This is a genomic window from Micromonospora sp. CA-248212, from assembly GCF_050948405.1.
GTDB lineage: Bacteria > Actinomycetota > Actinomycetes > Mycobacteriales > Micromonosporaceae > Micromonospora.
In genome coordinates this window covers 4,727,616-4,740,222 of sequence record NZ_CP192023.1, presented here as the reverse complement: position 1 = coordinate 4,740,222, position 12,607 = coordinate 4,727,616, and the positions used below count along the sequence as shown (strand labels likewise).

General features: G+C 70.9%; 3 protein-coding genes. 2 read left to right on the top strand and 1 reads right to left on the bottom strand.

The window, feature by feature from the left end:
* The first annotated feature begins 249 nt into the window (after positions 1 to 249).
* Entirely contained in the window at positions 250 to 900 is a 651-nt protein-coding gene (locus tag ACQP03_RS22205) for a TIGR00730 family Rossman fold protein (protein WP_091606509.1), read from the top strand.
* Between the two features lie 320 nt (positions 901 to 1,220).
* Here the strand turns inward: ACQP03_RS22205 and ACQP03_RS22200 are convergent, their stop codons facing one another.
* The gene (locus ACQP03_RS22200; RefSeq protein ID WP_357128433.1) at positions 1,221 to 1,865 is read right to left on the bottom strand and encodes a 4'-phosphopantetheinyl transferase family protein; all 645 of its coding nucleotides are present in this window, start codon (positions 1,863 to 1,865) and stop codon (positions 1,221 to 1,223) included.
* A gap of 122 nt (positions 1,866 to 1,987) precedes the next feature.
* Here ACQP03_RS22200 and ACQP03_RS22195 point away from each other — a divergent pair, with 122 nt between their 5' ends.
* Positions 1,988 to 12,487: an amino acid adenylation domain-containing protein gene (locus tag ACQP03_RS22195; RefSeq protein ID WP_433458247.1), complete on the top strand. Its 10,500-nt coding sequence runs from the start codon at positions 1,988 to 1,990 to the stop codon at positions 12,485 to 12,487.
* Positions 12,488 to 12,607: the final 120 nt, after the last annotated feature.

The window sequence follows — 12,607 nt, the reverse complement described above, 5'->3', positions numbered from 1 at the left end:
TGCGAGCCGCCGGATCCCGTCTCGTGCTGATGCCGACGGCAACGAGGCAGGGCCAACGCGTAGGAGTCGAGGCGATCCCCAAGTGGATCTCCACCGCGCCCGAGAGGGACGGGGCTCGTGGACGTCGGGTTTCCTTCATCGTGGGATCACCGTCCACCGCTGACCTGTCGCCGCCCTATCGGCGATCTCTTGTCGTCCTGCTCGCCGTCGATATCTTGGTGATAGACGCGGCGTCCCCAATGCAGTGTCATGAGCCTGCGAGTCATGTCGGCGGCGCCGACCGAGCCTGATCCCCGAGGCGCTGCGGCGCGTCCCCTGACCATCTGTGTCTTCTGCGGCGCCCGGCCGGGCCGGCGGGCGGCCGACACCGAGGCGGCCCGGCACCTGGGTCTGCTGATCGGCCGACGCGGTCACCGGTTGCTCTACGGCGGTGGTGGTTCGGGGCTCATGGGCGAGGTGGCGTGGTCCGCGCAGCGGCACGGTGCGCCCGTGACCGGGGTCATTCCCACGTTCCTGGTCGAGAAGGAGCGAGGCATCGCGGCACCACCGCAGCAGACGGTGGTCACCTCGACGCTGGGCGAGCGCAAGGTGGCGTTCCTCACCCAGGCCGACGCGTTCGTCGCCCTGCCCGGCGGGTTCGGGACTCTCGACGAGGTGCTGGAGGTGATAAGCCTCAACCAGCTGAAAGTGTTGACCAAGCCGATCGTGCTGGTCAACACCGACGGGTTCTGGGATCGGTTCCTCGGAATGGCGCAGGAGCTGACCGACTGGGGCTTCACCGATCCCGACCTCGGCTCGCTCTGCTCGGTGACCGGCACCACGGAGGACGCGCTGCGGTGCGTGGAGAGGCACGCGAACCACACCGCGGGACTGGCCGCCGTCGACGCGGAGCGGCTCTGAGCCGAGTTCATCGGTTGCCGAGTCCCATAGGCGGGTCGTGACCCACTCTTCGTACCTCGACGGTCCGCGCATGCTGCACGACAGCGACACCGCCGACCGAGGTGCGACCGACCGCTCGGGTGGCCGCCCGGCGGCACCTCGGCCGCCGCCAGGTCACCTGCCGCGAGGGCCGTGTCACGGGCAGCCGCCGGGTCGGCCCAGGGTGTCTGTTCAACGGACGTCCGCCGCCGGCGCCCACTGTCGATCAATGCGTACCGGAGCGTTCAGAGGTCGACCGGCCGCCCGTTCGGGGCGTCCGTCGAGCGGGCGGGGTGGGCTTGTCAATCGCCTGACCCGACCGCCACCGCGGTCAGGATCAACCGGTCGGTCGCCAGGAAGCGTCCGGAGAACCGGGACCGCGGTCCGTCGACGAGCAGTTGCGCGCTGAACCGGCCCGCAGTGGGGTCGATGGTCAGCCGGGCGTCCGGCAGTCCGAGCCACCGTCCGGTCAGCGGAAACCACGCCTTGTACACCGCTTCCTTCGCGCTGAACAGCAGCCGGTCCCAATGCGTCCGAGGATGGGCACTGCGCAGGTCGCGCAGCATGTCGGCCTCGCCGGGCGCGACGATGTAGTCCTGGGTTCCGGCCGGCAGTGTCTGGTGCGGCTCGGCGTCGATGCCAACCGACATCAGGTCGGCCGAGCGCGCGACGGCGGCCGCTCGGTAGCCGGTGCAGTGCGTGATGCTGCCGACCACCCCGGTCGGCCAGACCGGCGCCCGTTCGGCACCGATCCGGATCGGTGCCGGAGCCACACCGAGCCGCCGCAGGGCTTCGCGCGCGCAGCGGCGGGCGGTGACGAACTCCCGGCGCCGGAGGTCGACGACGTTCGCCACCAGGTCCTCCTCGCCAGGGAACACCGGCTCGCCGGGTATGTCGGAGAACGCCTCAGCGGTGCGTACGGCGGCCGGGAGCAGAGTCGCGAGCATCGACCAGAGTCTACGGCCTGAGCGCGGTGGACACCCCCTATCGTCCACGTATCCCGGACCGGCGCCTCCAACCGGTAACGGCGGGACAGCGGGCCGATAGGCGACCGGCCGAGAGTCGGCCCATGACCATCACTCCTGACGAGCGCGAGGATCTGCTGGCCGCGGCACGGCGCAGTGTCACGGAACGGCTGCTGCGCGGAGCCGCGCCGACCGCGAGCCCGGTGCAGACACCGGACGCCGCACGGTCGCCCGAGGAGCCCGTCCCGCTGTCGCCGGAGCAGCATTCTCTGTGGCTCGTCGGAGAGATGCTCGGCGCACACGAGGGGCTCTACAGCGTGCATGAGGTCGTGCGACTGCACGGGGCCGTAGAGGTCAGCAGATTGCGGACCGCGCTGGATCGTCTGGTGGCCCGGCACGAGGCGTTACGTACCGTCGTCGTCGAGACCGAGGACGGACCGATGCAAATCGTCCGCGCCCCGGGGCCGGCCGCCTTCACCGTGGTGGACCGGACCGAGCACGGAGGCGACCCGATGGCCTCGGTCCGGGCCGAGCTGGCGCGGCGCTTCGACCTCGAGGCGGGACCGCTGTTCCGCGCTGCTCTCGTCGAGGCGGACGGCGATCACCTCCTGGTGCTGCACCTGCACCACCTGATCGCCGACGAATGGTCCTGCCAGATCCTGGCCACCGACCTCAGCCGGCTCTATCGCGGCGTCGCGGACGTCGCGGCGCCGGGTCGCTACACCGACTACGCGCGCCGGGCCCTCGAAGGCGCTGCCGACGGCCGGCAGACCCACCTGGACCATTGGCGCCGGGCCCTCTCGGATGTCGACCCGTACCTGGAACTTCCCATCGACCGGCCGCACCCGCCCGAACCGACATACCGCGGCGACGGGGTCGTGATGACCGTGCCCCCGAACACGGCGAACCGGCTACGGCAGGTCGCTGCCGAGGCCGGCGTGACGCCCTTCGTCGCGGTGCTGGCGGGGCTCGCGGCCACCCTTGGTGGCTACAGCGGGCAAACGCGTTTCGCGGTGGGGACGCCCATGTCGCGCCGTGGCACGGCCGGCACCGACGAGACTGTCGGGCTCTTCGTCAACACCGTCGCCGTTCCGGTCGATCTGGCTGACGGGCCGGAGCTGCGTGACCTCATGATCCGCCTGCGCCGGACCGTGGCCGGGGCGCTGGACCATGCCGACGTCAGCATCGAGGAGGTGGTCCGCGCGCTGAACGTGCGACGCGCGCCGGATCGCAACCCGCTGTTCCAGGTGTTGTTCCAATACCTGGACGACCACGAGGACTGGTGGGACCTTCCGGGTATCACCACCGAGCCGGTCGACCTCGACGAGGCCACCGAGAAGTTCGAACTCACGCTGGTGGCGCGCGACGACGACGGCGCGATCCGCCTGGAGCTCCGGTACGCCACGGATCTGTTCGAGGCCGATACCGCACGGCGGCTGCTGCGCAGTCTGGTTGCCGTCCTGGAGCAGATGGCCGCCGATCCCGCACGCCGGACCGGCGACCTTGATCTGCTGGGGGCCGACGACCTGCACCGGCAGCTCCGGTCCTGGAACGACACCGAGGTGCCGCTGCGCGAGACGACCCTGGCGTCCCTGTTCGCCGAGCAGGCGGCCCGGACCCCGGATGCCTGCGCCGTCGTCGACGACCAGGAGACGCTCACGTACGCGGAACTGGCGCACCGAGTGAGCCGGGTAGCCGCGGGGCTGCGGCGAGCCGGGGTAGGACCCGATGTGCCGGTCGGGGTCTGCCTGCAGCGCTCGTTCAGGCTGGTGACCGCGCTGCTTGCTGTCGAGTGGGCAGGTGGCGCGTACGTGCCGCTCGATCCCGATCATCCCGACGGCCGACACGCGATGATCGTCGCCGACACCGGGATGTCCGTCGTCCTGGTCGACCAGGAGACCGCCGGTCGTTGGACCGGCGACGAGGTCGTCGTGCTGGACGTGGACCGGCAGGCGGCGATCACCGACGACGGCACTTCCGGCCTGACGGCAGTGTCACCGGACGACCTCGCATACATCATCTTCACCTCCGGCTCGACCGGGCGGCCCAAGGGCGTCTGTGTACCGCACCGGGGTGTGGTCAACCGGCTGCAGTGGATGCAGAAGGCCTACCCGATCGGCACCGGCGACACTGTCGTCCAGAAGACGCCGTTCAGCTTTGACGTGTCGGTGTGGGAGTTCTTCTGGCCGCTGACCGTCGGCGCGCGTCTGGTGGTCGCCGAGCCTGGTGGACATCAGGACCCGGCGTACCTGGCGGACCTCATCCGCCGCAGCGCCGCGACCGTCGTGCACTTCGTGCCCTCGATGCTCGCGGAGTTCCTCGCCGATCCCACGGTCGACGACCTTCCCAGCCTGCGCCACGTCATCTGCAGCGGCGAAGCCCTTCCGGCCGGGCTGGCGGATCAGGCTCGCTCCCGGCTCACGGCCGAGTTGCACAACCTGTACGGCCCGACCGAGGCGTCGATCGACGTGTCCGCGTACACCTGTGTGTCTGCGCCGGGCGAGGCGACCGTCCCGATCGGCAGGCCGATCGACAACACGCGGCTGTACGTCCTGAACGACGCCCTGCGCCCGATGCCCGTCGGGGTGCCCGGCGAGCTGTTCATCGGTGGTGTCGGCCTCGCCCGCGGATACGTCGGCCGGCCCGTACTGACCGCTGGCTCCTTCGTGCCCGACCCGTTCCACGGCGGCCGGATGTACCGGACGGGCGACGTCGCGCGGTGGCGTACCGACGGATCCCTCGAATTCCTCGGACGGATCGACGATCAGGTCAAGGTACACGGCCACCGCATCGAGCTCGATGAGATCGTTTCGACCCTGCTGGCCCGCCCCGACATCGCGCAGGCCGCAGTGGTGCCACAGCAGACCTCGGCCGGCGCTCTGCGGCTGGTCGCCTATGTGGTGCCGACGCCCGGGCACGTGCTGTCGGCGAGCGATCTGACGGCCCATCTGCGCGGCACGCTGCCGGAGTACATGGTCCCGGCCACGTACGTGCCCCTGGACGCGCTGCCGCTGACCTCGAGCGGCAAGGTGAACCGGAAGGCGCTGCCGGACGTGTCACCGGCAGCCGCATCGCGAGCGGAGCCGACCAGGCCACGCGACGAGACCGAGCGGGTGCTGGCCGCGATCTGGGCCGAGCTGCTCGATCTCGACTTCTGTGGCGTGCGGGACAACTTCTTCGACATCGGTGGCGACTCGATCCTGGCGGTGCGGATCGCCAACCGGGCTCGCGCCGCCGGCCTGCCGGTGACCCCGCGTCTGCTGCTACGGCACCAGACGGTGGCCGAGGTGGTGGCGGCGCTCCGCGCCACGGACGGCCCGGCCGCTGACGGCCACGGCGCCGCCCCGGCCCGCGCTGCCGAACCGCTACCGGACGGCGTGGAGTCCGTGCACCGGCTCTCCGCCCTCCAAGAAGGGATGCTGTTCGAGACGATCGCCTTCCCGGCGGAGAACCGGTACGCGCAGTACCACGCCTTCGATGTGGACCAGCCGCTCGACGAGGAGGCGCTGGCCTCGGCGCTGCGCGAGGTCTGCGCCCGGCACCCCGCGCTGCGCAGCCGGTTCGCCTGGCGCGGGCGGCCACATCCGGTCCAGGAGGTGCACTGTCGCGCAGAGCCGGAACTGGTCGTCCTCGACTGGCGCGCCGACGCGTCTCCGCGGCGGTACGAGGACTTCCTCGCCGAGGACCGGGCCGAACCGATCGAGCTGACCGGTCCGATCAACCGATTCACCGCGCTGCGCACCGGTGACTCGTCCTACCGGCTGGTGTGGCGGACCCACCACATCCTGCTCGACGGATGGAGCACCGAGATAGTGGTCCGGGAACTGTTCCAGATCGTCGGAGGCCTCCGCAACGGCACGTCCGTCGACCTCCCCGACCCGGTGCCGGCGGCAGCACATCGGGCGTGGCTCGCCGGACGCGACCGCGACGCGGACGCCGTGCACTGGCAGAAGGTGCTCGGCGGATTCACCACGCCGACCGCGCTACCGGTCAACCGGTTGCCGACGGAGGAAGGCGGCCGGGCGGGTACGGCGCTCGAACTGCTGAACCTGGACCGGGGCCAGCTGGATCGGTTGACCGAGGTGTCGCGCCGCTGGCGGGTGTCGCTGGGCTCGCTGGTGACCGCGGCCTGGGGACTGCTGCTGCGTCGGTTCGGTGGCGGGGACGACGTGGTCGTCGGGGTCACCGTCAACGGGCGGTCCGGGGACTTCCCTCGGATCGAACAGGTCGTCGGCCTGCTGATGAACACCCTCCCGGTCCGGATGCGGATCGAAGAGGGGATCACCGCCGGCGCGGTGGCCCGCGCAGTCCAGGATCAGATGGCCGAGTTGCACGAGCACGTCCACTGCTCGCTGGTCGACGCCAAGCGGCAGAGCGCGGTGCGGGCGGACGAGCGCCTGTTCGACAGCATCGTGGTGTTCCAGCACGAGGAGCGCGAACCGGCGCTGCCGCCGGAAGTGTCCCCGGTGCCCGGTAGCACCGCGCTGGACAGTGGCTACCCGCTGGTGCTGGACGTGACGGCGGGGGACGGGCTGTGCCTGCAACTGGCGTACCAACGCACCTGCGGCGAGGCGGAGACCATCCGGCGGCTGCTCGCGCACCTGGCGATCATCCTCGCCGCGATCGCCGATGACCGGTCCGGCTCGATCGACACGCTCGACGCGTTGCCCGACGTCGAGCGCGAACGTGTGCTCCGGACATGGAACGACACCGACGCGTGGTACCCGTCGGAGACGTGCCTGCACGAGTTGTTCGAGCAGGCGGCTCGCGAGAATCCCGCCGCTACGGCGATCGTCGATGTCGACGGATCCTCGGTCTCCTACGCCGACCTGGACGAGTCCGCGAACAGGCTGGCGCACCACCTGCGTGCCCGAGGCGTCGGCCCCGAGCAGATCGTCGGCGTGCTCCTGGACCATTCCGTCGAGATGTTCGTGGCCCTGCTCGGCGTGCTCAAGGCCGGCGGCGCCTATCTCCCCCTAGACCCCGGCCATCCAAGTGACCGGCTGAAGTACTACCTGCGGGACAGCGGTGCCCGGCTCGTGGTGACCCGGGCCGACCTCGCGGCGCTGGCCACCGACGGCGAGAACCTGCCCGCGGTGCTGCTCGACGCCGAGGCCGCGCAGATCGCAGAGCGACCGGCCACGTCGCCCCAGACGGGTGTCACGGCGCGCAACCTGGTCTACATCATGTACACCTCCGGCTCGACCGGACGGCCGAAGGGCGTGCTGATCGACCATCGAGGTCTGATCAACTATCTGTGGTGGGCGCGTTCCGGCTATGGGATCGACGGCGCGGACGGCGCTCCGATGGTCGGCTCCATCGCGTTCGACCTCTCCGTTCCCAATTTCTTCCTGCCGCTGACGGCCGGGCTGAGCGTGACACTGTTGCCGCCCGACGAGGGCCTCGGAAATCTCGCCGACCTGCTCACCGAGCCGGCCGACTTCAGTCTGCTCAAGATCACGCCGGGGCATCTCGACGTGCTGCGTCGGATGGTGCAGCCCGACAGCGTCCATTCGGTGCGCACCTTCGTGGTGGGCGCCGACGAGGTGCGTACGGAAACCGCCCTGGGCTGGCGTAAGGCGGCTCCACGGGCACGGATCATCAACGAGTACGGCCCGACCGAGACGGTGGTCGGCTGCTCGACCTATGTCCTGCCGGACGAAGTCGATCCGGAGCTGCCGCTCCCGATCGGCCGGCCCATCGCCAACATCCGGATGTACGTGCTCGACCGTCACCTCTCCCCGGTACCGATCGGTGTGACGGGGGAGTTGTTCATCGGCGGTGACGGTGTCGCCCGTGGTTACCATCGCAGGCCGTCGGTCACGGCGGAGCGGTTCCTGCCGGATCCGTACGCGTCGGAGCCGGGCGCCCGGTTCTACCGGACCGGGGATCTGGCCCGGTGGCGCGCCGACGGGAACCTCGACTTCCTGGGCCGTTGCGACGATCAGGTGAAGATCCGCGGATACCGGGTCGAACTGGGGGAGATCGAGGCCCGGCTGCTGGCTCATCCCGACATCGTCGAGGGTGCGGTCGCCGCCTTCGCCCACGAGTCAGGCGATCGTCGGCTGGTCGCGTACCTGGTGCCCCGCCCCGATGGGCAGCTGCCGAGCGCCGTTGACCTGCAGGAATGGCTGGCCCGCGACCTGCCCACCTACATGCGTCCCGCACAGTTCGTCTGTCTGCCGGAGCTGCCGCTCACGGCGGCCGGCAAGGTCGACCGCAGCCGGCTGCCGGCACCGGGCCCGGTCACCCGGGATGAGGAAGCCGGGTACGTCGCTGCCCGCACCGAGACCGAGCGACGCCTGGTCAGTGTCTGGGAACAGGCGCTCGGTGTGACCGGGGCCGGCGTGCACGACGACTTCTTCGGGCTCGGTGGCGACTCCATCGTCTCGGTGCGGTTGGTCGCTCTGGCACAGGAGTACGGTCTCGCCGTCAACCCGCGTGACGTGTTCCGCCATCCGACCGTCGCCGGTCTCGCGGCCGTGGTGACCCTCGCGGAGCCGGCAGCGGCGGAGCCCGCTCCGGAGCGATCGGCTGCGGAGCCACCGGTGGCCGGGCCCGACCCGCTCACCGGGCTGGACGACGAGGCTGCCGCCGTCCTGCGTACCCAGCTGAGGGAGTTGGACACGGCCGAGGTGTACCGGCTCACCCACCTGCAGACCGGCATGCTGCTGCACCGGCTCGCCGACCCGCAGCGGGACGAGTACTTCCGCCAGTTCATCTGGGACCTCGACGGCGATCTCGACGTGGGAACGTTCGTGACGGCGTGGCAGCGGGTCATCGACCGGCATGCGGCCCTGCGGACCCGGTTCATCTGGCAGGACCTGCCGCACCCGGTGCAGGTCGTCGTCCGCGCCCAGCCGATCGTGGTCGAACGCTGGGACTGCCGTTCCCCCACTCCTGACGGCGAGCGCGTGGGCTGGCTGGAGCGGCTGGCCGCGGACGAACGGGAGCGCGGGATCGACCTCACCGCCGGACCGCCGATGCGGCTGGTTCTGATCCGAACCGGTTCGACGCGCCACCGCCTGCTGTGGAACGTCCACCACCTGGTGCTGGACGGCTGGAGCCGGTCGATCGTGAGCCGTGAGGTGCTGGAGACATACGCCGCTATGCGTACCGGCGGTGCCCTGCCGGCCGATCCGCCGGCACCGTTCCGTGACTACCTGTCCTGGCTCGACCGCCACCCGGCGAACCGGGACATGGGTTACTGGCGGCGAACGTTGGCCGGCCTGCGCGGTCCCACGCCGCTACCCGCCGTCGCAGCGGGTCGACGCCCGGGAACCGGCATCGGCGTCGAGGAGAGCACTCTCGCCGATTCGCTGTTCCAGGCTCTGCGCGACACCGCAGCTCGTTACCGGATCAGCCTGCCGAATCTGTTGCAGGGGGCGTGGGCGTTGCTCCTGAGCCGGCATTGCGGCACCGATGACGTCGTCTTCGGCACCACGCTGGCCGGCCGGTCCGCCGACGTGCCCGGCATCGACCGCATGGTCGGGATGCTGATGAACACCCTGCCCACCCGGATCGGCGTGTCCCCGGACATGTCGATCGGCGACTGGCTCACCGAGGTGCACCGAGGCCGCCTGACCCAACAGGAGCATGCCGGCGCATCCCTGGTGGAGATTGCCCGATGCGTCGATGTGCCCCGCGGAGAACGGCTGTTCACCAACCTGTTCGTCCTGGAGCGCGCCGCCGACGAGGAGGAGGGCGAGTGGGCCGGCCTGCGGGTCGACCAGAGCGACGGCGCTCCGGGCGAGACCGCGTTCCCGTTGGTGCTCACCGTGAGCGTCGCCGGTCACCTCGAGCTCGGACTGAAGTTCGAGCACGCAGTCTATGACCGGGACGCGGTCGCGGAACTCCTCGGGCACTACCGAATGCTGCTCGAGGCCGTCACCGTTGCGCCCGCCGACGACCCGGTCGCCGCGTGGCGCGAAGTCGTACCCGCGCCGGTCGTTCCGGAACCGGCTCCGGCCGCGTCGTCGGGCGCCGCCGGGCCGGCCGGGACGGGGCTCGCCGCCGCCGTCACGGAGGCCGAGCGGGTGCTCGCGGAGATCTGGAAGGGCGTGCTGCGCCTCGACCGGGTGGGGCCAGAGGACGACTATTTCGCCCTCGGTGGCGATTCGGTCCTCGCCTTCCAGGTTGTCACCCTGGGGCGGCGTGCCGGCCTGTCGATCACTGTGCAGGACGTGCTGCGCGACACCAGGCTGCGAGACCTGGCCGCCACCGTGGCGCCGGGCGCGGCGGTGGAGGTGGCGGCCCCGCGTGCCGAGCACCCGGACCCCTGGTCGGCGGTACCGCTCACTCCGGCGCAGCATCGTCTGCTCGACCAACGTGTGCCGCACGACCACTACAACCAGTCGGTGCAGGTGGACTGGCACGGCGCCGCCGATCCGGGCCGCCTGGGACGGGCTCTGCGGGCGCTGACCGCCCAGCACGACGCGCTGCGGTTGCGTCTCGACCGCGCCGCGCCCGACCGGCGCCAGCGGGTCGCGCCGGTGTCGGACACCAATCCGCTACGGGTGGTCGATCTCGGCACCCGGACAGCCGATGAGCGACGGGACGAGATCCGGGCCATCGCCGATCGGCTGCACACCGGTCTCGACCTGGCCGACGGCCCCCTGCTCAGGGCGGCACTGATCCGGGCCGACGGATTCGACGACCGCGTCGTGGTGGTGGTCCACCACTGGGCCGTGGACACGTATTCCTGGCGCATCCTGCTCGACGACCTCGCCACCGTGTACCGAACCGACGATCCCGCCGCGCTCACGCCGGTCCCGACCTCGTTCGGGCAGTGGGCCACGCGGCTCGCCGCGTACGCGAGCAGCGGGAAACTGGACGAGGAACGCGAGTTGTGGCAGGCGGTGGCTCGCGAGCCGGTGGCGCCACCGCCCGCAGTTGATGTAGGCGGCATCAATCGTGAGTCGGCGACCCGCACGGTCGAGGCGGTGCTCGATGAAGCGGACACGAGCCGGCTGACCCGCAGGGCGGCGCACGGGGTGCCGATGCAGACGCTGGTGCTGGCCGCTCTCGGGGACGTGCTGGTGGAATGGGCCGGCGGCGGCCTCCCGGTCTCGGTCGACATCGAGGGCCACGGCCGCGAGCCGCTGTTCGATGATGTGGATCTCTCCCGCACCGTCGGCTGGTTCACCGCCAGGTACCCGGTGGTCGTCCGGCCGGTCGGCCGGGGTGGCGTCGACACGGCGGTGGACGCCCTGGCCGACACCCTGGCGGCGATTCCGCACCATGGGATCGGACATGGACTGTTGCGTCACCTGGCGGGCCAGGCCGATCTGGCATCCAGGTCGTGGGTCAGCCTGACCCACTTCGGTCATCTGCTCGACCAGGGCGACGGTGCGGGCCTGTTCCACGGCGTGGACGACGACTCGACGGCCCGGGCCCCCGCCGGTGAGCGCCGCTGCCTCCTGGACGTCAGGTCGTGGGTGCGAGACGGCCGGCTGCACGTCGACTGGACCTTCCCGGCCGGAAACGTCGAGGAGCGGGTGGGCCGCCGGCGTCTTCAGGAGCACCTGCAGCGACTTCGAAAGCTGGCGGCACCGGCCGACCGGCCGGTTCCGGCGTCCTGGCAGCGCCTCGAGCCGGGCTCGGCACTGATGGCCGCCGCGCGTCGGCGGTGTCAGGCGCCGGCGGTGAGTGTCGCGGTGATCGCCGACGGGCAGGTCGCCCGGGCCTGGGGTGAGGGAACGACCGACGCCCGTGGGGGTGCGGCGGTCGATGCCGAAACGATCTTCCAGGCCTGTTCGGTGAGCAAACACGTCACCACGGTGGGCGTGCTGCGGCTGGCCATGGACGGCGTGCTGGACCTGGACGCGGACGTGCGTACCCACCTGACAGGCGGGTTGCGCGGCGCGTCGGGACCGGTCACCCTGCGGGGCCTGCTGGGCCACGTGGCAGGGCTGGTGCAGTACGGCCACCCGGGCCATGAGCAGGCGGACCCGCTGCCCACCCTCGCCGACATGATCCTGGGTCGGCCGCCGGCCGCGACACCGCCGATCGAGATGACGGGCGCGGCAGGGACGTTCGGCTATTCCGGAGCGAACTTCACCGTGGTGCAGAGCGTCCTCCAGGCGGTCACCGGCGAGCCGTTCGCCGAGACGATGCGACGGTTGGTGCTCGATCCGCTCGGCATGCGTGACAGCAGCTTCGACCAGGCGTTCCCGCACCTGCGGCCGGGCCGTGTGGCGCACGGCCACCGGGACGACGGCACGCACCTGCCCGGCGGCTGGCGAGTCTTCCCCCAGCAGGCCGCGAGTGGCCTGTGGACGACCGCCGCCGATCTGGCCAAGGTAGCGGTGGAGATCCGGGCAGCTGCCACCGGCGAACCGTCGCGGGTGCTCGACCGGGCGTCCGCGCAAGCCATGATCACGCCGGAGGTGCCGGGCGGTCGGTACGGCCTGGGCTGCGTCAGCAAGGTCGTCGACGGTCACCGGTGGTTCGGTCATCCCGGCGATCGGCACAGCTTCCAGTGCATGACCGCGACGGATCTCGACGACGGAGCGGGTCTGGTCGTCCTCTCGAACATCGGGGGGAGGCCATTCCTGGCCGATCTGTTCGCGGAACTGGAATTCCCCATGCCGCCGACGCTGTGACCAACGATCCGGTAACGCGCCGACCAAGGGAGAAAAATGATCATCGCATCGGGATCGGCCCGCGCCGCGTTCGATGGCCGGCCGGTGCAGGTCGGCCGTGGCTGGGCCTATGGCACCTTC